This window comes from Catenuloplanes niger, from assembly GCF_031458255.1.
Lineage (GTDB): Bacteria > Actinomycetota > Actinomycetes > Mycobacteriales > Micromonosporaceae > Catenuloplanes > Catenuloplanes niger.
The window spans coordinates 8,614,103-8,635,243 of record NZ_JAVDYC010000001.1; the positions used below are offsets into that span (position 1 = coordinate 8,614,103).

At 74.2% G+C, this 21,141-nt stretch carries 15 protein-coding genes; 7 read left to right on the forward strand and 8 right to left on the reverse strand.

What is annotated here, in order from left to right; translation table 11 throughout:
• Positions 1-12 precede the first annotated feature (12 nt).
• A complete protein-coding gene (locus tag J2S44_RS37905) occupies positions 13-3,000 on the forward strand; it encodes an Ig-like domain-containing protein (protein WP_310424571.1) in 2,988 nt (995 codons plus the stop codon).
• 110 nt (positions 3,001-3,110) lie between these two features.
• Here J2S44_RS37905 and J2S44_RS37910 read toward each other — a convergent pair whose 3' ends face one another.
• Together J2S44_RS37910 and J2S44_RS37915 are read right to left on the reverse strand one after the other, a co-directional pair.
• Positions 3,111-3,404, reverse strand: a complete 294-nt coding sequence (locus tag J2S44_RS37910) for a hypothetical protein (RefSeq protein ID WP_310424573.1) — start codon at positions 3,402-3,404, stop codon at positions 3,111-3,113.
• The gene (locus J2S44_RS37915) at positions 3,401-3,523 is read right to left on the reverse strand and encodes a hypothetical protein (RefSeq protein ID WP_310424575.1); all 123 of its coding nucleotides are present in this window, start codon (positions 3,521-3,523) and stop codon (positions 3,401-3,403) included. The genes J2S44_RS37910 and J2S44_RS37915 overlap by 4 nt, the downstream gene beginning before the upstream one ends.
• An 80-nt stretch (positions 3,524-3,603) precedes the next feature.
• Here J2S44_RS37915 and J2S44_RS37920 point away from each other — a divergent pair, with 80 nt between their 5' ends.
• Complete coding sequence (locus J2S44_RS37920) at positions 3,604-4,035, forward strand: hypothetical protein (RefSeq protein ID WP_310424577.1); 432 nt, start codon at positions 3,604-3,606, stop codon at positions 4,033-4,035.
• A gap of 55 nt (positions 4,036-4,090) precedes the next feature.
• Here J2S44_RS37920 and J2S44_RS37925 read toward each other — a convergent pair whose 3' ends face one another.
• Positions 4,091-4,582, reverse strand: a complete 492-nt coding sequence (locus J2S44_RS37925; RefSeq protein WP_310424579.1) for a hypothetical protein — start codon at positions 4,580-4,582, stop codon at positions 4,091-4,093.
• A 266-nt stretch (positions 4,583-4,848) separates the two neighbouring features.
• Between J2S44_RS37925 and J2S44_RS37930 the strand changes: the two genes are divergently transcribed.
• Positions 4,849-5,280 carry a VOC family protein gene (locus tag J2S44_RS37930; RefSeq protein ID WP_310424581.1) on the forward strand — a complete coding sequence of 144 codons (432 nt, stop codon included), beginning with the start codon at positions 4,849-4,851 and terminating at the stop codon, positions 5,278-5,280.
• A gap of 36 nt (positions 5,281-5,316) precedes the next feature.
• On the opposite strand, the gene J2S44_RS37935 is transcribed toward J2S44_RS37930, so the two are convergent.
• The 3 genes from J2S44_RS37935 to J2S44_RS37945 form a co-directional block, all read right to left on the reverse strand.
• On the reverse strand, positions 5,317-5,691 hold the full coding sequence (locus J2S44_RS37935; protein ID WP_310424583.1) for a YciI family protein: 375 nt from the start codon (positions 5,689-5,691) through the stop codon (positions 5,317-5,319).
• 269 nt (positions 5,692-5,960) lie between these two features.
• The gene (locus tag J2S44_RS37940; RefSeq protein WP_310424585.1) at positions 5,961-7,124 is read right to left on the reverse strand and encodes a cytochrome P450; all 1,164 of its coding nucleotides are present in this window, start codon (positions 7,122-7,124) and stop codon (positions 5,961-5,963) included.
• Entirely contained in the window at positions 7,121-7,903 is a 783-nt protein-coding gene (locus J2S44_RS37945) for an SDR family NAD(P)-dependent oxidoreductase (protein ID WP_310424587.1), read from the reverse strand. Before J2S44_RS37945 ends, J2S44_RS37940 begins: the two co-directional genes overlap by 4 nt.
• 62 nt (positions 7,904-7,965) lie before the next feature.
• Between J2S44_RS37945 and J2S44_RS37950 the strand changes: the two genes are divergently transcribed.
• The 3 genes from J2S44_RS37950 (at position 7,966) to J2S44_RS37960 (ending at position 13,569) form a co-directional block, all read left to right on the forward strand.
• Positions 7,966-9,150, forward strand: coding sequence for a zinc-dependent alcohol dehydrogenase (locus J2S44_RS37950; RefSeq protein WP_310424589.1), 1,185 nt, complete (start codon positions 7,966-7,968; stop codon positions 9,148-9,150).
• Positions 9,151-9,238: 88 nt separating this feature from the next.
• Positions 9,239-13,273 (forward strand): SpoIIE family protein phosphatase, encoded by a 4,035-nt coding sequence (locus J2S44_RS37955; RefSeq protein ID WP_310424591.1) that lies wholly within the window; start codon positions 9,239-9,241, stop codon positions 13,271-13,273.
• Positions 13,270-13,569: an STAS domain-containing protein gene (locus J2S44_RS37960; protein ID WP_310424593.1), complete on the forward strand. Its 300-nt coding sequence runs from the start codon at positions 13,270-13,272 to the stop codon at positions 13,567-13,569. The genes J2S44_RS37955 and J2S44_RS37960 overlap by 4 nt, the downstream gene beginning before the upstream one ends.
• 240 nt (positions 13,570-13,809) lie before the next feature.
• On the opposite strand, the gene J2S44_RS37965 is transcribed toward J2S44_RS37960, so the two are convergent.
• Together J2S44_RS37965 and J2S44_RS37970 are read right to left on the reverse strand one after the other, a co-directional pair.
• Positions 13,810-14,307 carry a nuclear transport factor 2 family protein gene (locus J2S44_RS37965; RefSeq protein ID WP_310424595.1) on the reverse strand — a complete coding sequence of 166 codons (498 nt, stop codon included), beginning with the start codon at positions 14,305-14,307 and terminating at the stop codon, positions 13,810-13,812.
• A gap of 98 nt (positions 14,308-14,405) precedes the next feature.
• Positions 14,406-14,618 (reverse strand): MbtH family protein, encoded by a 213-nt coding sequence (locus J2S44_RS37970; protein ID WP_310424597.1) that lies wholly within the window; start codon positions 14,616-14,618, stop codon positions 14,406-14,408.
• 344 nt (positions 14,619-14,962) lie between these two features.
• Between J2S44_RS37970 and J2S44_RS37975 the strand changes: the two genes are divergently transcribed.
• Positions 14,963-21,088, forward strand: a complete 6,126-nt coding sequence (locus J2S44_RS37975; RefSeq protein ID WP_310424599.1) for a non-ribosomal peptide synthetase — start codon at positions 14,963-14,965, stop codon at positions 21,086-21,088.
• Positions 21,089-21,141 lie beyond the last annotated feature (53 nt).

A 21,141-nucleotide genomic window follows, 5' to 3' on the forward strand; every position in this document is an offset into this window, starting at 1 on the left:
TCAGGAGCGCCCGTGTCCACGTACCGTCGCGTCGCCGTCGTCGTTGCCCTGTCCTGTTCTTCGGTGTTCCTCGCGGTGCCGGCGCGGGCCGCGGTGGTGCCGGTGGCGTCGGTCGACTTCCGGCCGGCCGGCGCGCCGGCGACGAGCGGCCACGCGGCGGACACCGGCGCGGCGTTCGACGCGGCGCGCGGCTACGGGTGGGTGCGCGAGGACGCGCCGGGCACACCGCTGGACCTGACCGCGAACACGCGTGACCGGGCCCGGTCCGGCGTCCCGGCGCTGCTCAACACGATCATCCACCTGCAGTACGGTCAGGTGGGCGGCACGAACGGCGTGGCGACCGCCGGGGCCTGGGAGTATGCGCTCCCGCCGGGCACCTATCAGGTGACGGCCGGGGTCGGCGACCAGCCGGCCTACGACAGCCGGCACGTCGTGCGCGCGGAGGGCGTGACCGTGGTGCCGGGCTTCCGGGGCACCGCGACGGCCGAGTTCCTGACCGCCACGGCGACGGTGCCGGTGCTCGACGGGCGCCTGACGCTCGACGCGATCGGCGGGACGAACACCAAGCTCACCCACGTCTCGATCGCGCGGGACACCTCGGACACGGTGCCGCCCGGCGCGGTCGGCGGCGTGTCGGTCGTCCCGGGGGACCGGCAGGCGACCGTCGGCTGGACCGCGAGCACCGCGGCCGACCTCGGCGGCTACCGGGTCTACCGGGGCGGCACGCTGGTCTCCGGGCCCGGCCTGGTGCCGGCCACGAGCTTCACGGACATCGCGGTCACCAACGGGACCGCCGCCTCGTGGACCGTGCGGGCGGTGGACCGGCACGGCAACGAGTCCGCGGCCTCGGCGGCGGTCACGGCCACGCCCGCGGCCTTCGGCTTGAAGATCAACTTCTCCGACGCGGCGACCGTGCCGCCGACCGGTTACCGCCGCGACTTCGGCGAGGCGTTCACGACCACCAGAGGGTACGGGTGGGTGGCGCTCGGCACGGCCGTGCCGCTGTCGCTGGTCGGTAACGGCCGCAACCGGGGGAGCGGGCAGCCGGACCTGCGGCTCGCCACGCTGATCCACGCGCAGTTGCCGGCCGGGTCGGGCGGCGTGACCACGCCGGGCAGCTGGGAGGCGGCCGTGCCGAACGGCGCCTACACGGTCACGGTCGCGGCCGGCGACGCGGGCACGGCCGTCGACAGCGCGCACTGGGTCTCCGTCGAGGACCAGAACGCGGTGGCGGCGTTCGTGCCGACCGCGTCCGGCAGGCACGCCGTGGTGACCCGGACCGTGACGGTCACGGACGGGCGGCTCACGGTCAGCCCGGCCGGCGGCACGAACACGAAACTCAACTATGTGGACGTGGCGAGCGTGCCGGCGTCCGCGGCGCTCCCGTCCGTGCGGGCCGGCACCCCGCCGAACCTCGCCGTCGACGTGCCGGTCACCGCGAGCGTGGTCGAGGACCTGCGGCTGCCCGGCGGCGGCGTCGACCCGGCCACGCTCACGTCCGCCACGGTCACGCTCACCCGGGTCACGGACGGCGCGGCCGTCCCGGCGAACCCGATCACCAGCGGTGGCGGGGACGTCATCAACCTCTCGCCGACGTCGCCGCTGCAACCGTCCACGCTGTACCGGTTCGCGGTCACCACCCAGGTGCGCGACGTCGCCGGGCGTGCGTTCCAGCCCTACTCGATCGTGTTCCGCACCGGCGTGGCGCCCGGTGGCGGCGGGCCGGTCGCGTTCACCAAGACCGTCGGCGTGGCCACCGGCGCGCCGTTCACCTCCGTGGTGACCGGGCCGGACGGGCGGCTCTACGCCGGCACGCTGGACGGGCGCATCTTCCGCTTCCCGATCGGCGCCGACGGCACGCTCGGCGCGGCCACCGTGATCGACACGGTACGGGACCACGCGGTCGCGGCCGGGCTGGCGGGCGCTCCCGACCGTACCGTCATCGGCCTTGCCTTCGACCCCGCGTCCACGCCGGCCGCGCCGATCCTGTGGATCACGGACAACTACGAGTACTCCGGGCCGCTCAACGTGCCGGACTGGTCCAGCCACATCGCCCGGCTCAGCGGGCCGGACCTGAGCGTCTACACCGACGTGGTGACGAACCTGCCGCGGTCGGTCAAGGACCACGAGACGAACTCGCTGGCGTTCGGGCCGGACGGCGCGCTCTACGTCTCGCAGGGCGCGAACAACGCGATGGGCGCGCCGGACTCGACCTGGGGCAACCGGCCGGAACGGCTGCTGTCCGCGGCCGTGCTCCGGCTGGACGTGGCGGACCTGCCGCCGGCGCTGCCGCTCGACGCCAAGACCGCCGAGGGCGGCGCGTACGACCCGTACGCGGCCGGTGCGCCCCTGACGATCTTCGCCACCGGTGTGCGTAACGCCTACGACCTGGTGTGGCACTCCAATGGGCACCTCTACACGCCGACGAACGGGTCCGCGGCCGGCGGGAACACGCCCGCGACGCCGTCACCGCTGCCCGCGTCCTGCGCGCGGCGCGGCTACACCGGCCCGGCCGTGCCCGGTCTGACGGGCGTGGGCTCGGCCGAGACCGACTACGTGTTCGACGTGCGGCCGGGCCGGTACTACGGGCACCCGAACCCGGAACGGTGCGAGTGGGTCCTCGCGGGCGGCAACCCGACCGCCGGCACCGACCCGTTCCAGGTGCCGGGATACCCGGTGGGCACGTCGCCGGACCCGAACCTGGACCTGGCCGGCATGTACGACGCGGGCCTGCACGCGTCCGCGAACGGCGTCGTCGAGTACACCGGTGCCGCGTTCGGCGGTGCGCTGCGCGGGAAACTGCTCGTCGTGCGCTACTCGTCCGGGCAGGACGTCCAGACGTTCGACGTGGCCGCGAACGGCACGCTCAGCAACCGCACCACCGGGATCACCGGGCTCACCGGGTTCAGCCAGCCGCTCGACGTCACGGAGCACGCCGGGAACCTGTACGTCACCGAGCTGGGCGCGAACCGGATCACCCTGCTGCGGCCGCAGACCTGATCAGCTCGCGGACCTCAGATCGCGCAGCAGTTCGCCTCCGGAGCTGTGGCCCGGCACCAGGAACCGGCCGCCGGCGTACCGCACCTCCCTGACCCAGCTGCCCGGGGTCGTCAACCTCTCGAAGCGGCCCGGGGGTCCAGGTCGGACAGCGGTATGCGCCGGGTGCCGAACGCGGTGGCCACGGTGACGGCGTCACCGGCGATCCGCACCTCCAGGGCCAGCGACCGCAGGAACGCGGTGAGGATGAACGCGAAGGCCGTCAACCCGATCACGAAGAACCACCAGTCGGGTCCTTCCGCGCCGGTCAGCGTGTAGACCAGCGCGGCGATCCAGCCGAGGCCGACGAGCACCACCGCGCCGATGTGGATCCGCCACGCCGTCGTCATGTCGTAGTGCCTCGTCATCTGAGCACCAGGTTCGCGCCGACCGTGCACAGCACCGACAGCAGGATCGACACCAGGATCATCCCGAGACAGCCCACGCCGCCGCCCAGCGGCCGGATCTCCACATTTCCGATACGCATGACGCCGCGTCTACCCACCGGGCGCACCGCGCAATCGTCCGATGCCGTTTCGCGGCGAAAGGTCCGGGTATCCGACCGGAATGCCTCTCCTGCGCTCGTTCCTGCTCGGCGTGGTCTCCGGCGGCCGCAGCATGACCGGCCTGGCCGCGGTCGCGCTCACCTCCCGGTCCGGTCCGCTCGGCGGGCCGTGGACCCGCGCGCTCACCACCGCGGGCGCGCTCGGCGAACTCGCCGGCGACAAACTCCCGAACGCCCCCAGCCGCCTCACGCCGCCCGCGCTCACGGTCCGCGCGGCCACCGGCGCCGCCGCGGCCGCCGCGCTGGCCGCCCGCTCCGGCACCGGCCCCGCGCTGCACGCGCTCCCGGCCGTGGCGGGCGCGCTCGCGGGCAGCGTCGCCGGAGCCCGCTGGCGCGCGTTCGCCACCCGGCGCGGCTGGCCGCCGCTCGCCGCCGCGCTGCTCGAGGACGCGGTCGTGCTCGGCCTCGCCGCCGCGGTCGCCCGCCGCCGCTGACCCGGCGGCACACCCCGCACCGGCCGCCCGCTGATCGATCCTTCCGGTCCGGCGTTCAATCCGCCCGTTCCAGCGTGACGGCGCTGCGCACCGGAGCGCTCCGCCACAGGGCCCGCAGCACCGGATAGTGCCGTACCTCCCACTCGGCCTCCGCGAGGGCGCGCTCCCGGCCGGGCCCGCACGGGCTGAGGTCGAAGCCGGTGTCCTGCACGGGGAGCCGGTCGAGATCGGCCAGCGCGGGCGCGTCCGCGAACACCATGTCCAGACGGACGTGCCAGTACTCCGGCTGACAACCGCCGTCGCCGCGCACGTCCACCGCGAGCTGCCGGGTGAAATTGAGACCCGGGAGGTCGTCATGCCAGTCGTGCCGCCCCCACTGCACGATGAACCCGTCGGCGTCCGCCCCCGGCTCCAGCCCGTCGACGGCGACGGCCAGAAAAGCCCGAAAACCTTTCCAGGCCGCCGGTACGTCGTGCACCCGCCCCGGATCGACGCCGTGCCACCGTAGCCGTCCCGCCAGCTCCGCGGGCGTCTCTCGCCACGGCATCCCCATGTTCATCCTCCCGCCCGGTACGGTGGCACCGTACCGGCCGATTCGGCGCCGCCGGGGTTCGCCCGGCAGGATCTCGCGCAAGACCAGTGATGTCTGCGCCCCGCCCGGTACGAGGTGCTCGGGCATCGGGCGGGAGGACGTCCTCGCCGTCATGCGGGCACTGGCCGGTCGCTTCGGCGCGGAGGGCGTACGGCTCGTCGCCCGGCGCGACCGACCGTTAATGCGGCGACGGACGGGAGCGGGGGCTCTACTGTGTCCGGATGGCGTCGGTCAGGGAGTTTCAGGTGACGTTCGACTGCGCGGAGCCGGAGCGCGTCGGCCGGTTCTGGTGCGAGGTGCTCGGTTACGTCGCGCGGCCGCCGAAGGGGTTCGGGTACTGGGCGGACTACGAGCGGTCGCTGCCGGCCGAGCGGCGCGGTGAGTGGTTCGCCTGCGTCGACCCGGCCGGGACGGGGCCGCGGCTGTTCTTCCAGCGCGTGCCGGAGGGCCGGGTCGTCAAGAACCGGGTGCACCTGGACGTGCGGGTCGGCACCGGGCTGGTCGGGGCGGAGCGGCTGGCCGCGCTGACGGCGGAGAGCGAACGCCTGGTCGCGCTCGGCGCGACCGTCGTGCAGGTGCTGGTCGCGGACGGTGAGAACGAGTCGTGCATCCCGATGCAGGACGTCGAGGGCAACGAGTTCTGCCTGGACTGAACCCCGCCGGGCGGGAACCCGCCCGGCGGTGGCCGCTCAGTCCCGGCCCGGGCGCCGGGGCGCGCCGGGGCCGCCGAAGCGGTGCACCTCCTGCGGCCACTCCAGCACGGCCGCGAGCCGGCCGGCCCAGTACCGCGCGGTCTCGTCGTCCGGCACGTCGATCACGGCGAAGCCGCCGAGGTACTCCTTCGTCTCCGTGTACGGCCCGTCGGAGAAGACCGGCTTGCCGTCGACCGCCTCGACGCTGCAGATCGCGGTGGACCGGTCCAGCCCGCCGTTACTGAAGATCAGGATGCCCTTCGCCACCATCTCCGCGATCACCGCGCGGGAGGCCGCCCCCTTCACCTCGATCTGCTCCGGCGTGTGCGGCTCCACCCAGTCGTCGTTGAAGGCGATCAGATACTCCGTCACGGTCTTCCCCTCCTGATCTGCGGAACGCGACGTCCCCGCGGACGCCACCCACACGCCCTACGAACGGGCACCCCCCGATACGACACCACCCCGGCCACATTTTTTCCGGAGAACCCGCGGGCGAGGACGGCGATTCAGCGCAGGCCGATCTCGACCTCCTGCACCGCGAGAAGATCCAGCAGATACCGCAGGGAGACCGCGGGGGCCCACCGGCGCCGGCACCGCCCGGGTACGGTACGCCGTGACCGTCCCCGGGCGGGGGAGCCGGGTCAGCGGACTCGGATGATCATGCCGCTGCGGGGGAGGGCCGGGATGCGGCGCAGGGAGATCTCCAGGTCCTGGGCCGGCACCCGGTGATCCAGGGCGGCCAGGCGCTGGGCGATCCGGGACATCAGCGTGACCGTGATGTCCTCGCCGGGGCACCGGTGCAGTTCCGGGTCGCCGCCGCCCTGCGGGATCAGGTCGTCGCGGCCCGGTTCGCGCTCCAGGAAGCGCTGGGGAGCGAACCGGTACGGTTCCGGCCACAGCAGGTGGTCGTGGAGGTGCCCGAAGATGTCGAGCAGCACCATCGAGCCCCGCGGGATCCGCACGCCGCCGTAGGACAGGTCGCGGACCGCCCTGCCGCCGACGAACGGCGCGAACGGGTAGAACCGCCGGACCTCGTGCGCGAACGCGCGTGCGTAGTCGTCGCCGCCGTCGCGCAGCGCGGCCCGCTGCTCCGGGTGCCGCCACAGCGCGTGGCCCATGAACGCCACGAACCAGGAGACGGCCACGGTCGGCCGGATGATGTTCAGCAGTTCCACCGCGGCGGTACGGGGCGACAGGTCCGGCTGCCGGGCCACCACCTCGCACGCCGAGCCCGGCGGCACGGTCACGCTCCCGTCCCGTACCCCCGTGATCAGCTTTTCGAAGTGCCGTTCCTGCCGGCCGCGCGCCCGCCGGGCCCGCCAGTGCCGCGGGCCGCCGGTGGCGAAGCCGTCCACCATCGCCTGCAGGTCGGCCGCCACCGCGGGCAGCGTGCCGGGGACGAGCGGGACGCCGGCCCACCGGCACACCGCGTCGGTGAGGATCCGGCCGGACTCCTCGAACAGGATCACGCGGTGGCCGGGCCAGCGGGCCGAGGCGGCGTCCCAGGCCGCGTCCAGCTCGTCGGCCAGCCGTTTGACCTGCGCGGGCTCCTTGAGCAGCGCGAGGAACATCGCCTTGCGGGCGTGGTGCGCGTCGCCGTCCAGCGTGTGCACCGCGCCCTTGCCGGTCAGCGTGCCACGCACCGGTTCGGGTAGCGCGCCGTGCCGCTTGACGTGCCGTTCGTCGTAGAAGAACCGGACCGCGTCCGGCCCGCGCACCGCGGTGGCGCGCAGGCCGAACAGCCGGGTGGGCGCGGGGGTGCGCCCGAGGCCGGGGAGCCAGGAGTAACCCTCGAGGAGCATCATGCCGAGCCCGGCTCCGCCATCTTGGCGTGCATCTTCGCCTTCGCGCTGTCCGGCATGACCTTGCTGGCCGCGCCCTGGACCTTCGTCATGACCGAGCCGGCCACGACCTTCTCCTTGCCCTTGAGCAGCGCCTCGATGCCCTGCTCCGCGACCACGGCCGGGTCGTCCTTCGAGGAGGCGCCGACCCGGGTGTCGTCCATGTCCGCGCGGTGGAAGAAGTTCGTGTCGGTCGGGCCGGGCATCAGCGCGGTGACGGTCACGCCGGTGTCCTTCAGCTCCTCGCGCAGCGCCTCCGCGAACGACTGCACGAACGACTTCGACGCGTTGTAGACCGCCTGGTACGTACCCGGCATGGTGGACGCGATCGACGAGGTGAACAGCACGCCGCCGGCGTCGCGCGCGACCATCGCGGGCAGCGCCAGCTTGGCCAGGTGCACGGTCGAGGTGACGTTGACGTCGATGACGTTGAACTCGTCGCGCAGGTCGGTGCCGCCGACGAACTCGCCACCGATGCCCCGGCCCGCGTTGAGCGCGAGCACGTCGACGTCGCGGGTGATCGCGGCCCACACCTTCTCCACGCCCTCCGGGGTGGCCAGGTCCGCGCGGACCTCGGTCACCTCGACGCCGGAGCCGTCCCGCCGGAGATTCGCCGCCGCCTGCGAGATGTCCTCGCTCGACGCCGTGATCAACAGGTCGTAGCCGCGCGAGGCCAGCTGCCGGGCGAGTTCGTACCCGATGCCGCTGGACGCGCCGGTGACCACTGCAAACTGATTAGCCATACCTGCCGGATGCCCCGGGAAAGCGTGGTTAATCCCGCCTGGTCCGGGGCACACCGTCACCCATGCGAGCACTGACCTGGCAGGGCACGAGCAAGGTGTCCGTCGAGACCGTCCCCGACCCGACTATCCAGGAGCCGACGGATGCGATCATCCGGGTGACCTCGACCGCGATCTGCGGCTCCGACCTGCACCTCTACGACGTGCTCGGCATGTACCTCGACAAGGGCGACGTCCTGGGCCACGAGCCGATGGGCATCGTCGAGGAGGTCGGCGCGGACGTCACCCACATCAAGCCGGGTGACCGCGTGGTGATCCCGTTCAACATCTCCTGCGGCTCGTGCTGGATGTGCAGCCGCGGCTACTACGCCCAGTGCGAGACCACGCAGGTCAAGGAGCACGGCAAGGGCGCGTCGCTGTTCGGCTACACGAAGCTGTACGGCCAGGTCCCCGGCGGCCAGGCCGAGTACCTGCGCGTCCCGCAGGCCCACTTCGGCCCGATCAAGGTGCCGGCGGATCACCCGGACGAGCGATACCTGTTCCTGTCGGACGTGCTCACCACGTCGTGGCAGGCCGCGAAGTGGGCGGACATCGAGCCGGGCAGCACCGTGCTGGTCACCGGCCTCGGCCCGATCGGGCAGATGTCCGCGCGGATCGCCCGCCACCTCGGCGCCGAGCGCGTGATCGCGGTCGACAGCGTGCCGGAGCGGCTGGCGATGGCGGAGCGCCACGGCATCGAGGTGCTGGACACCAACAAGATCGACGACATCCCCGCGGCCGTGATCGAGCTGACCCACGGGCGCGGCGCGGACGGCGTGATCGAGGCGGTCGGCATGGAGGCGCACGGCACGCCGTTCCAGGCCGCCGCGATGACCGCGGCCGGCATGCTCCCGGACGCGCTGGCCCGCAAGGCGATCGACACGATGGGCGTGGACCGGATGGGCGCGCTGCGCACCGCGTTCGCCTCGGTCCGGCGGGCCGGCACCATCTCGATCGTGGGCGTCTACGGCGGGCAGGCCGACCCGATCCCGATGTTCGACCTGTTCGACAAGGGCGTCACGATGCGGATGGGCCAGGCGCACGTGCGCCGCTGGTCCGACGACGTGCTGCCGCTGCTCACCGGCGCCGGCGACCCGCTGGGCGTCGACGACCTCGTCACCCACCGGCTCCCGCTGGAATCCGCCCCGCAGGCATATGAGATCTTCAAGAAGAAGGAGGACGGCTGCATCAAGGTCGTCCTGAAGCCGTAGCGTGGCCGACCGTTCGGCGAACGAACTCTCCCGGTCCGGCCCGACTGCGTATCCTTTTGAGGATTCCGGACCGGGAGAGCTGTCAAGGATGACTGGACGTGTGTTCGTCGGCCCCGTCGGCCGCGACCTCGCCGCGGTGCGGTGGCGTGAGACGCCGCTCGGCCCCGCGGAGGAGTGGCCGCAGAGCCTGCGGACCGCGGTCAGCCTGATGCTGTCCTCCCGCTTCCCGATGTGGATGGCCTGGGGCCCGGCGCTCACGTTCTTCTGCAACGACGCGTACCGGCGGGACACGCTCGGCCGGAAGTACCCGTGGGCGCTCGGCCGGCCGGCCAGCGAGGTGTGGGCGGAGATCTGGGGCGACATCGGCCCGCGGATCGAGACCGTCCTCTCCACCGGCGAGGCGACCTGGGACGAGGGCCTGCTGCTGTTCCTGGAGCGGTCCGGCTACCCGGAGGAGACCTACCACACGTTCTCCTACAGCCCGCTGCGCGACGACGCCGGCGCGGTCGTCGGCATGCTGTGCGTGGTCAGCGAGGACACCGATCGGGTGATCGGCGAGCGGCGGATGGCCACGCTGCGCGACCTCGGCTCCGACCCGAGCGCGATCCGCTCGGAGGAGCAGGTGCTCGCGTTCGCGTGCGCCCAGCTCGGCCGGAACCTGCGCGACCTGCCGTTCACGCTGACCTACCTGTTCGACGACGACACGGCGCGGCTGGCCGGGTCCACCGGCATCGCCGGCGAGGTGCCCGCCGGGCTCGACACGCACACCGAGGGGCTCGTCCCGCTGGACGGCGTCGACGGGCTCCCGCACGGCGACTGGGACCAGCCGCCGACCGAGGCGCTGGTCGTGCCGCTGCTGCAACAGGGCGGTACGCCGTACGGGTTCATGGTCGCCGGCCTGAACCGGTTCCGGCCGCTGGACGAGGGCTACCGCGGCTTCGTGGAACTGGCCGCCGGGCACGTCGCGTCCGGCGTCGCCAGCGCGCGCAGCTACCAGGCCCAGCAGCGCCGGGCCGAGGAACTGGCCGAACTGGACCGGGCGAAGACCGCGTTCTTCTCCAACATCAGCCACGAGTTCCGTACCCCGCTGACCTTGATCATGGGTCCGGTCGAGGATCTTCGCGCCCGGATCGGCGCGGCCGACCCGGACCTGGAGGTCATCCACCGCAACGCGCTGCGGCTCGGCAAGCTGGTCAACACGCTGCTCGACTTCTCCCGGATCGAGGCCGGGCGCATGCAGGCCCGGTACGAGCCGGTCGACCTGGCCGCCGCGACCGCGGAGCTGGCCAGCGTGTTCCGGTCCGCGTTCGAGCGCGCCGGGCTGCGCCTGGACGTCGACTGCCCGCCGCTGCCGCACCCGGTCCACGTCGACCGGAGCATGTGGGAGAAGGTCGTCCTCAACCTGCTCAGCAACGCGCTCAAGTTCACGTTCGGCGGCGGCGTGCGCGTCACGGTCCGCCCGGACGGCGACCGCGCGACCGTGACCGTGGCCGACACCGGCGTGGGCGTGCCACCGGACGAGATCCCCCGGCTGTTCGAGCGGTTCCACCGGATCGAGCGCGCCCGGTCGCGGTCCAACGAGGGCAGCGGTATCGGACTCGCGCTGGTCAAGGAACTGGTCGAGCTGCACGGCGGCACCATCACCGCGGACAGCGTGCTCGGCGAGGGCACCGAGTTCACCATCCGGCTGCCGTTCGGCACCGCGCACCTGCCCGCGGACGCGCTGATCCCGGCCGGCTCCACGGTGCCCTCCGCCGCCGCGCCGTACGTGGAGGAGGTGTCCCGCTGGGTGCCCGCCGCACCGTCGGCGGATGCCGGCGCGCAGCCCACCGTGCTGGTCGCGGACGACAACGCGGACATGCGCGACTACCTGGTCCGGCTGCTCCGCTCGGCCGGGCACCGGGTCGAGTCCGTCGCGGACGGGCAGGCCGCGCTGGACGCGGCCCGGCTCCGCCACCCCGACCTGATCGTCAGCGACGTGATGATGCCGCTGCTGGACGGCCTGCAACTGGTCGCGGCGCTGCGCGCGGACCCACGCACGGCCGGCACGCCGGTGCTGCTGCTCTCCGCCCGCGCCGGTCAGGAGGCGTCGATCGAGGGCCTGGAGGCCGGCGCCGACGACTACCTGGTCAAGCCGTTCTCCTCGGCGGAGCTGCTGGCCCGGGTCCGCGCCAACCTGGAGCTGTCCCGGCTGCGCAACCACCACGCCCGGTGGCGCACCGCGCTGATCGACTCGCTGCAGGAGGCGTTCTTCGTCTGCGACGAGGACGGCGCGGTCATCGAGATCAATTCCACGTTCCAGACCATCCTGGGGTACGGGCCGGAGGGCCTGCCGTACCCGCCGGTGCACCCGTGGTGGCCGGACGCGGAGCGCGACCCGGACGGCCACCGCCTGGTCCAGGACGCGTTCGGGCTGCTGATGGACCGTACCCGCGGCGCGTACACCATCCCGGTCAACCACCGCGACGGCCACCGGATCTGGGTCGCCGCCGCGTTCAACCGGGTCCAGGACCCGGACACCGGCCGGCGCGTCATCGTCGGCACGTTCCGCGACGTCACCGCGGAGCACTACGCGGTGCAGCGGGACAGCGCGCTCGCCGCGCTCGGCCTGCGCCTGACCCAGGCGGACACGGTCGGCGGCGCGCTCGCCGGCGTGCTGCCGGTCCTCGCCGGCCTGTGGCGGGCCGTCGCGGTGCACGCGGTCGTCTTCGGCGCCGGCACCACCCCGGACGTGGTCTCCACCGAACCGGACCGGCGCTGGGACACGCTGCCGGAGTCGCTGCGCGCCACGCTCACCGTGCTGCGCGACACGCCGCTGCTCACCCCGGTCGCGGACCCGCTGACCGGCGCCGGGATCACGCTGGAGCACCCGGACGGGACCATGGTGCTCTGGGTCGAACCGGCGGAGAAGCGCTCGTTCACCCCGGAGGACCAGACCCTGCTCGCGCTGCTCGCCGGCCACCTCGGCCAGGGCCTGCACCGCATCCACCAGATCGACCAGCAGCGGGAGACCGCGCTCGCGCTGCAACGCGCGATCCTCGGCCCGGCCCAGCTCCCGGCCGGTTTCGAGGTCCGGTACGCGCCCGCCACCCGCCCGCTCAAGGTCGGCGGCGACTGGTACGACACGGTCCGGCTCCCCGACGACCGGATCGGCATCGTGGTCGGCGACTGCGTCGGCCACGGCCTGCAGGCCGCGACCGTGATGGGCCAGCTGCGCAGCGCCTGCCGCGCGCTGCTGCTGCAGAACCTGAGCCCGGCCGCCACGCTGATGGCGCTCGACCGGTTCGCCGCCCAGCTCCCCGGCGCGATGTGCGCCACCGTCTTCTGCGGCACGCTGGACACCGGCACCGGCGAGCTGCGCTACTCCAGCGCCGGTCACCCGCCCGCGATCATCACGCACGCGGACGGCACCACCGACCTGCTCGACAAGGGACGCTCCCGGCCGCTCGGCGTCCGCGGCGCCGCCGAACGGCCCGAGGCGGAGTACACCGTGCCGGCCCGCGCCACGCTGCTGCTCTACACGGACGGCCTGATAGAACGCCGCCGCACCCCGCTCACCTCGGGCATCGGCCGGGTCAGCACGGTCGTCCAGCGCGGCCGCTCCGCCCCGCTCGACGACCTCGCCACGGAGGTGATGACCAGCATGGCACCCGACGCCGGCTACGACGACGACGTCGCGTTGCTGCTCTACCGCCATCCGGGGCCGCTCGAGCTGGAGTTCCCGGCCGAGGCCAACCGGCTCGCCCCGGTCCGCTCCACGCTGCGCACCTGGCTGGAACGGTGCGGCGTCGACACCGGCACCGCGCAGAACGTGCTGGTGGCGGCCGGCGAGGCGTGCGCCAACGCGATCGAGCACGGCCACCGCCAGCTCACCGGCGGACTGATCCACCTGTCCGCCGCCGCCACCGCCGAGGACCTGCACCTGGTCATCACGGACACCGGCAGCTGGCGCGCCCCCCGCCCCGAGGCGAACCCGCATCGCGGCCGCGGCCTGCTCCTGATCCGCGCCCTGATGCACGAGGTCACCATCACCACCGGCTTGAACGGCACCGTCGTCGGCATGCGAGCGAGGATCCCCGCAATGACGTCTTCCCGGCTCGGCGCGAAGGGCGCCCCGGCATGAGTACCGACCTGAGCTTCGCCACCATCGAACGCCCGGACGGCGCCCTCGTCCTGGCCGTCGCCGGGGAGATCGACATGAGCAACGCGGCGTCGTTCGCGACCGCGCTCACCGCGGCCCGCACCGAGGCCGGCACCGACTCGTTCGTCGTCGACCTGACCGCGGTCGAATACCTCGACAGCGCCGGCCTCGCCGTCCTCTTCCAGCACGTCGACCACGCGACCCTGGTCGCCGCCCCGCTGCTGGCCCCGGTCCTCGCCATCGCCGGCCTCGACGACGTAACCACGATCAAGAGCTGACCGCGCACACTCGCGGAACTTCCGCCGCTGCCGGTCACGGCGAGCGCCGCCGAGGGCGAGTGCCCGGCTCGGGCGCTTCGCGCCCGAAATTTCGCCATTTACCACCCAGCTGATGCTGGCGTCCCGCGCCGCGTCGCGCACCTCCGGTGCCGCGATCATTGACCGATGCGAAAACGAGGTCAACCGGGCCTGCCGGCGTCAGTTTCGCATCGGTCAATGATCCACTTCGGCGCGGTACGGTCAGCGGGGCGCGGCCTTCGGCATGATGCTGCGTTCGCCGGTGTCCGCCATGGCGTGCAGGATGCCGCTGGGCAGCGGTATAAGCCGGGCGAGGCCGGCGCGTCCCTGGCGGCGGGCAAGCTCCGGCCCGAGTTTCTTCATCAGCAGCGTCAGCGCCGGCAGCGGCCGCACGAAGAGCGTGATCTCGGTGATCAGCCCGTCCGCGTCCAGTCGCAGTCGCTGCGCCTCGTGGAGCCGCGTCGCACCGATCCGCGCCTCGTAGAAGAGCGCCACGGTCCGCCCCTCGGCCACCTGATCGGTGTAGGTGAGATCCTCGATCACCGACAGCGCCACCTCGAGCAGCGTCCGCACCTGTCCGTGCCCGCGGAACGTGAACTGCTCGGTGATCGGCGACACCAGCGTGACGTCCGGGTGCAGCGCCGTGACCGCCCTCGCGGCGTCATGCGTCTCCCCGGCCGCCCGCCACACGGCCACGGCCTCGTACGACGGTCGTTCCACGATCAGCTCCCGAGGGTCGGCGGCACGGTTCCACCACGATCATCCGCGCACATCGCGCCGTCCGCCGCCCCGGTGCCCTCCGGTGCCGCCGCCGGTGGTCAGGATCGGGTGGCCAGCCACTCGCGCAGACCTCGGGGGCGCAGGTCGGTCCAGACCTCGTCGATGTGGGCCAGGCAGGTCGTCTCGTCGCCGCTGAAGCCGGTGCTGCGCCAGCCGGCCGGCACGGGTGTCCCGTGCGGCCACACCGAGTATTGCTCCTCGTCGTTCATCACTACGTCATAAATGCGGCTGTCAATGGCGTCCGTCTCCATGGCGAATGAGGTTATACGCACGCCGGGTTCCGGGTCGAGGGTGACTTTTCTGCGCTGCTAATAAAACCTCAACACTCACTATTGAGGCGAAGGCCGGACTAACCGCTGCTGCTACGTCAAAGCCCTTTTCCGGACACCGTCCACTTTGGCCACCAGATTTGACGACAAATCGCCCGCATCCTACTTTCGGTGACGGCCGGTTGACACAGCGCAGGCGCTTACGTAGCTTCTGTGCAATCCTTTTCCGGATCACAAAACCACCGTTAATGCCGACGGTGGTCATTCCGCTGTGTGCGTAGCCGGAACGGCAATTGACGGGAATCCCTGACGGGATGAAGGAGCAAATGGTGCATGCCCGGCCGTCGGAGAATGCAAGTCACGAACGATACGAAGCGGTCACGCTGCAGCCCGGAATGCTGTTCGGGCGGCACCGGCGGCATTCCGGCGTCGACCTGCTGCAGGTCGTCGTGGACTGGCCGGTTCTGCTCGACCCCGCCGCGATGCGCACGGCCTGGCGGCACGCCGCCGCCCGGCACCCGGTGTTGCGCACCGGCTTCGACTGGCCGCTCGGCGACCCGCCCACCCAGGCGGTCCGGCCGTCCGCCGAGGTGCCGGTCGAGCTGCACGACTGGACCGGCACGCCGGACCGGGACCTGGCCGCGTTCCTGGCGGCGGACCGGGGCACCGGCTTCGACCACGCACACCCGCCGCTGGTGCGCGTCACACTGATCACGCACCGGCCCGGCCGGCACACCGTCGCGATCACGCTGCACCACGCCATCCTGGACGGCCGGTCCGTCCGGCACCTGCTGGCCGAGGTCTTCACCGAGCACGACGCGCTCGCGGCCGGCCGGGCGTTCACCGCGCCGGACCGGCCGGCGTACCGCGACTTCGCCCTGTGGGTGGCGTCCCGGCCGGAGAACGGCGACCGCCCGTTCTGGCGGGCGCACCTGGCCGGCGCGACGCTGCCGACCCCGCTGCCGGTGCTCGCGCCCGCGGACGGCGCGCCGGACCGGACACCCGGCTCGGTCCGGGAGACCGCGCTGGAGCTGACCGCGGCGCAGACCGACGCGCTGCGGGCGACCGGCGTCCCGATGGACACGCTGGTCACCGCGGCCTGGGCGGCCACGCTGCGGCAGCACACCGACGGCGACGACGTGGTCTTCGGCTCCGTGCGCTCCTGCCGGCGGGACACCGTCGACGGCGCGGACCGGATGATCGGCCTGCTGATCAACACGCTGCCGCTGCGCGTGCCGGTCGCGGCCGGCCGGCCGGTCCGCGACTGGCTGGCCGAGACCGGGCGGCGCGTCACCGGCCTGCACGACCATCGGCTCACACCGCTCGACCGGATCCAGCGGTGGAGCGGCGTGCCGGCCGACCGGCCGCTGTTCGACACGCTGCTGATGTACGACCACCGGAACCTGCAGAGCTCGCTGGCCGCCACCGTGCCCGGCTGGGGCGGGCGGCGGGCCCGCGTCCACCGGCACCCGGGCCCGCCCGTCACACTGTGCGTCTTCGGCGAACCGGGCGTGCACGCGCTGCTCTACCACGACCGGCACCGGCTCGCCCCGGCCGCGGCCGACGCGCTTCTCCACCTGTTCGGCGCGATCCTCACCGCCCTGCCGGCCCACCTCGACGGGTACGTCCGCGACCTGCCCGGCGCCGGCCGCCTCGCCGATCCGCCGGCTCCGGCCCGGCCGGCCTGCGAGTCGCCGGACACGGACAACCACGACGCACCGGGTACGGCCCGCGCCGCTGACCCGCCCGGCGATGCCGGGGGCCGCGGCCGCGCGGTGCTGTTCGGACCGGACCGGCCGGCCGCGCTCGCCGGCCGTACCGTGGTGGATCTGGTCGTGGCCCGGGTCGAGGCACGGCCGGACGCGGTCGCGGTCGTCGCGCCGGACGCCACGCTCACCTACCGGGAGCTGCTGGAACGCGCGGACCGGGTGGCCGGCGGGCTCCTGGACGCGGGCGTCCGGCCGGACACGCCGGTCGCGGTCGCGCTGCCCCGCTCGGCCGCGCTGATCGTCGCGCTGCTCGGCGTGCTCCGCGCCGGCGCCGGCTATCTGCCGCTCGACCCGGCCGACCCGCCGGACCGCACCGCCGCGATCCTGGACCAGGCGGGCGACCCGATCACGATCACCGCGGAGTCGATCCCGGACGCGGCGCCGCGCACCCGCGCCGCGCACCCGGCCGGGCTCGCCTACGTCTGCCACACCAGCGGCTCCACCGGCGTGCCGAAGGCGGTCGGCGTGCCGCACGCGGCCGTGGTCCGGCTCGTCCACGAACCCGGCTACCTGCGGCTCGGGCCCGGCGAACGGGTGCTGCACCTGGCGCCGGTCGCGTTCGACGCGGCCACACTGGAGATCTGGGGCAGCCTCGCGTCCGGCGCCACGCTCGTGGCCGCGCCGCCCGGCCCGCTCGGCGCGGCCGAGGTCGCGGACGTGGTGCGCCGCGAGCGGATCAGCGTGCTGTGGCTGACCGCCGGCCTGTTCCACCAGGTCGTCGAGCTGGCCCCGGACGGTCTGGCCGGCGTCGGGCAACTGCTCGCCGGCGGTGACGTGCTCGACCCGGCCGCGGTCCGCCGCGCGCTGCGCGCCCGCAACGGCCAACCCCTGATCAACGGGTACGGCCCGACGGAGAACACCACGTTCACCACCGTGCACGTGCTGACCGGCGCGGACGAGGTGCCCGAGCCGGTGCCGATCGGCCGCCCGGTGCCCGGTACGGCCGTGTACCTGCTCGACGCGGCGCTGCGCCCGGTCCCGGCCGGGACGCCCGGCGACCTCTACACGGGCGGGACCGGCCTGGCCCGCGGCTACCTCGGGCGGCCGGCCGCGACCGCGCGGGTGTTCCTGCCGGATCCGTTCCGTGGCGTGCCGGGCGCGCGGATGTACCGCACCGGCGACCGGGCCCGCCTCCGCGCGGACGGCACGCTGGAGTTCCTCGGCCGCGCGGACGACCAGGTGAAGATCCGCGGGTTCCGGGTCGAGCCGGGGGAGGCCGCGGCGGTGCTGCGCCGCCATCCCGCGGTGACCGACGCGGCCGTGGTCGCGGACGGCACCGGCGAACGGCGGCGGCTGATCGGCTACTACTGCGTCCGCGACGGCGTACCGGTGGACGACCTCGCCGGCTTCCTGAGCCGGCACCTGCCCGCCTACCTGCGGCCGGCCGCGCTGGTGCCGCTGCCCGCGCTGCCGCTGACCCCGGCCGGGAAGCTCGACCGCCGGGCGCTGCCCGCCCCGCCCGCGTCCGCGTCCGGTGCCGCGCCGCGCGGTGACGTCGAGACCCGGCTGGCGGCGATCTGGTGCGAGCTGCTGGGCGTGCCGGCGGCCGGCCGGGACGACGACTTCTTCGCGCGGGGCGGCAATTCGCTGCTGGCCACCCGGCTCACGTTCGCGGTCGCGGACGCGTTCCACGTCGACCTGCCGGTCCGCACCGTCTTCGACACGCCGGCACTGCGCGACATCGCGGCCGCGATCGCGGCCCGGCCGCCGTCCGATGTGGACGGCCCGGTGGCCCGGGACCGCTCGGCGTATCGGCTCACCCCGCCCGGCGCCGCCCCGTCCGCCGCACCGGGGTCCCCGGTGCGGGACCGGTCCGTGCCGGCCGGCGAGGCCGGGCCGGTCGCGCCGGATACCGCGACGGGGAATCGGGACGATGCCGGGCCCGCGGCGCCCGGTGTCGCGGAAGGCGCGGCGATCCGGGGTGCGGCGAGCGGTGTCGGCGCGCATCTCGTGCGGCCGGGTGGGGACTGGGCGCTGTGGCGGTGGGTCGGGCTGCGGGCCGCAGGCTTCCCCATCGACACGCTGACCGCGCTCGGCGACCCGGCGCTCGGCGACGCCGCCGACGCGCTGGACGACGCCGGGCAGCGGTGTGACGACGCCCGGCGCGCGCTCGGCCACCTGCTGCACCTCGCGCGGGCGGCCGCCCCGCCCGGCGAGCGTGGGCCGTGGAACCGGGCCGCCCGCCACGCCCGCCGGGACACCGCACCCGCCCCGCTCCCACCCAGGGTCTCCGCCGCGCACTCCACTCCCCACGACGCCACCGCCTCCCTGACACGGAAGCCCGCAGCGCCGGAAACGCGGGAGCCCGCAGCGCCGGGAGTGCGGGAGCCCGTAGCGCCGGGAGCGCGGGAGCCCGCAGCGCCGGGAGCGCGGAAGTCCGTGGCGCCGGGAGTGCGGGAGCCCGTGGCGCCGGAAACACCGGAACCCGCAGCGCCGGAGGCGCGGCAGTCCGCGGCGCCGGAAGCGAGCGAGCCCGCGCCGCACCGCGTGTCCGAAGTGGAGTACGACGCGCTCGTGGCCGCGCACACGGCCGCGGTGGCCGCGCACGCCGCCCACGAGGAGGCGCGGGAGCGGTTCGCCGTGGCGTACGAGCGGGCGTCCGCGCACCGCACGGACGGGCTGCGGCGGGCCGCCGCCGACCCGCGCTTCCGGGAGGCCGTCGCCTGGCAGAACCGGGCCGCGCTGCACACCGGCGTCGCGGACGTGGCGAGGCCGGGTGGTGCGGGTTCGCAGTACCGGCAGCATCAGGCGCTGGTCGCCACGTACCTGCAGCGGTACTGCGGGAAGAACGACACGATCGGGTTCTTCGGGCCGGTCGGCTGGGCGGAGGTCACCGATGCCGGCCCGGCGCTGGGGCTGCGCCCGGCCGGCCTGGCCGCCCGGACCGTGTACTTCGAGAACTGGGCCGTGTCCGCGCTGGCCGACCGGCTCGCCGGCGACGACCGGCTGCAGCCGTGGCTGGTCCCGCGCCGCATGCCGTTCCTGCGGGTCGACGGCGACGCCCTGTTGCTGCCGCTGACCCCGCCGGCGCCGCTCGACCCGGACACGGCACGGCTGCTGCGCGCCGCGGACGGGACCCGGACCGCGGGCGAGATCGCCGCCGCGCTCGGCGCGGACCCGGACGACGTGTTCCGGCGGCTGGCCGGGCTGCGCGACGCACGCCGGATCTCGTGGTCGTTCGAGGTGCCCAAGGAGGACGTGTTCCCGGAGCGCGCGCTCCGGGCCCGGCTCGCCGCGGTCGGTGACCCGGCCGCACGCGCGCGGGCGCTCGCCGCGCTGGACCGGCTGGAGGCGGCCCGGGACGCGGTCGCGGCGGCGGCCGGTGACCCGGACCGGCTCGACGCGGCCATCACCGGCCTGGAGCGAACCTTCACCGACCTCACGGGTACGGCCGCCACCCGCCGCGCCGGGAAGGCGTACGCCGGCCGGACCGTGGTCTACGAGGACTGCCGTTCCGGTACCGGCGTGACGCTCTCGACGGAGCTGGTCGGCACGCTCTGGCCGTCGCTGAGCCTGCTGCTGGCCAGCGCGCGCTGGTTCACGTTCGCCGGTGCGGCGCTGTTCCACCGGGCCTGCGCGGACCGCTACCGGGAGCTGGCCGCGCGGTCCGGCTCGCCGGACGTACCGTTCGCGGATTTCTGGCTCTGGGCCGGTGACGTGCTGTTCGACGCGCCGGAGCGGCTGACCGGCCCGGTCGTGCGGGGCCTGCGGGAGCGCTGGTCGAGGATCCTGCCGGCCGCGGACCGGGGCCGGATCACCGCGGACTCGGCCGCGCTCGCCGACGAGGTCCGGCGGCGTTTCGCGGCGCCCCGGCCCGGCTGGTCCGGCGCGCACCAGCACAGCCCGGACGTGATGCTGGCCGCGGACGGGCCGGACGCGATCGGCCGCGGCGACTTCCACTGGGTGGTCGGCGAGGTGCATCCGGGCGTGAACACGCTGCGCTCCGCGCTGTTCGTCGCCCAGCACCCGGACCCGGACCGGCTGCGTGCCGCGATGCTCGCCGACCTGCCGCGCCGCCGGATCGTGCTGGCCGCGACCGGGGAGGAGGGCGGCGCCCCGGCCCGGATCACCGACGGTCTGGTGACCGGCCGCGACCTGCGGATCGTGTTCGGGCACGACAGCGGCGGCCTGGACCCGGCGACCGCGCTGCCGGTCGCGGACTGCGTGCTGCGCGACGACGGCGGTGTGCTCACCGTGGCGAGCCGGGACGGGCGGCACCGCATGCCGCTGGCCGAGGTGATCGGCGAACCGGTGATGCTGCAACTGCTGCAGCGCTTCGACGTGCTGCCGCCGGCGGACCACCGGCCCCGGGTCACGGTCGACCGGGTGGTCTGGTCGCGGGAGTCGTGGACGTTCCCGGCCGCGGGCCTGGACTTCGCGCACGTGGCGGACGAGGCCGACCGGTTCCGGCGGGCCCGGGCGTGGCAACGCGCCCATCGGCTGCCCCGGCACGTGTTCGTCGTGTCGCCGGCCGAGAAGAAGCCGTTCCACCTGGACCTGGCCAGCCTCGCGTCGGTGGACGTGTTCGCCCGCGCGGTCCGCCGCGCCGGGCCGGACGCGCGCCTGAAGCTCAGCGAGATGCTGCCCGGCCCGGACCAGACCTGGCTGACCGGCACCGACGGCCGCCGGCACACCGCCGAGTTGCGCCTGGTCGCCGTCGACACCCGAAGGGACCACCCATGAACGAGTTCGCGAGCCGACCATCGGCGCGGCGTGGCCGCGGCGGCGCGGGCGGC

Excerpts from the sequence above, each read along its gene's own strand:
- J2S44_RS37910 (WP_310424573.1), bottom strand. The coding sequence starts at position 3,404 with ATGACGAGGCACTACGACATGACGACGGCGTGGCGGATCCACATCGGC.
- J2S44_RS37915 (WP_310424575.1), bottom strand. The coding sequence starts at position 3,523 with ATGCGTATCGGAAATGTGGAGATCCGGCCGCTGGGCGGCGGCGTGGGC.
- J2S44_RS37920 (WP_310424577.1), top strand. The coding sequence starts at position 3,604 with ATGCCTCTCCTGCGCTCGTTCCTGCTCGGCGTGGTCTCCGGCGGCCGC.
- J2S44_RS37925 (WP_310424579.1), bottom strand. The coding sequence starts at position 4,582 with ATGCCGTGGCGAGAGACGCCCGCGGAGCTGGCGGGACGGCTACGGTGG.
- J2S44_RS37930 (WP_310424581.1), top strand. The coding sequence starts at position 4,849 with ATGGCGTCGGTCAGGGAGTTTCAGGTGACGTTCGACTGCGCGGAGCCG.
- J2S44_RS37940 (WP_310424585.1), bottom strand. The coding sequence starts at position 7,124 with ATGATGCTCCTCGAGGGTTACTCCTGGCTCCCCGGCCTCGGGCGCACC.
- J2S44_RS37945 (WP_310424587.1), bottom strand. The coding sequence starts at position 7,903 with ATGGCTAATCAGTTTGCAGTGGTCACCGGCGCGTCCAGCGGCATCGGG.
- J2S44_RS37950 (WP_310424589.1), top strand. The coding sequence starts at position 7,966 with ATGCGAGCACTGACCTGGCAGGGCACGAGCAAGGTGTCCGTCGAGACC.
- J2S44_RS37955 (WP_310424591.1), top strand. The coding sequence starts at position 9,239 with ATGACTGGACGTGTGTTCGTCGGCCCCGTCGGCCGCGACCTCGCCGCG.
- J2S44_RS37960 (WP_310424593.1), top strand. The coding sequence starts at position 13,270 with ATGAGTACCGACCTGAGCTTCGCCACCATCGAACGCCCGGACGGCGCC.
- J2S44_RS37970 (WP_310424597.1), bottom strand. The coding sequence starts at position 14,618 with ATGGAGACGGACGCCATTGACAGCCGCATTTATGACGTAGTGATGAAC.
- J2S44_RS37975 (WP_310424599.1), top strand. The coding sequence starts at position 14,963 with ATGGTGCATGCCCGGCCGTCGGAGAATGCAAGTCACGAACGATACGAA.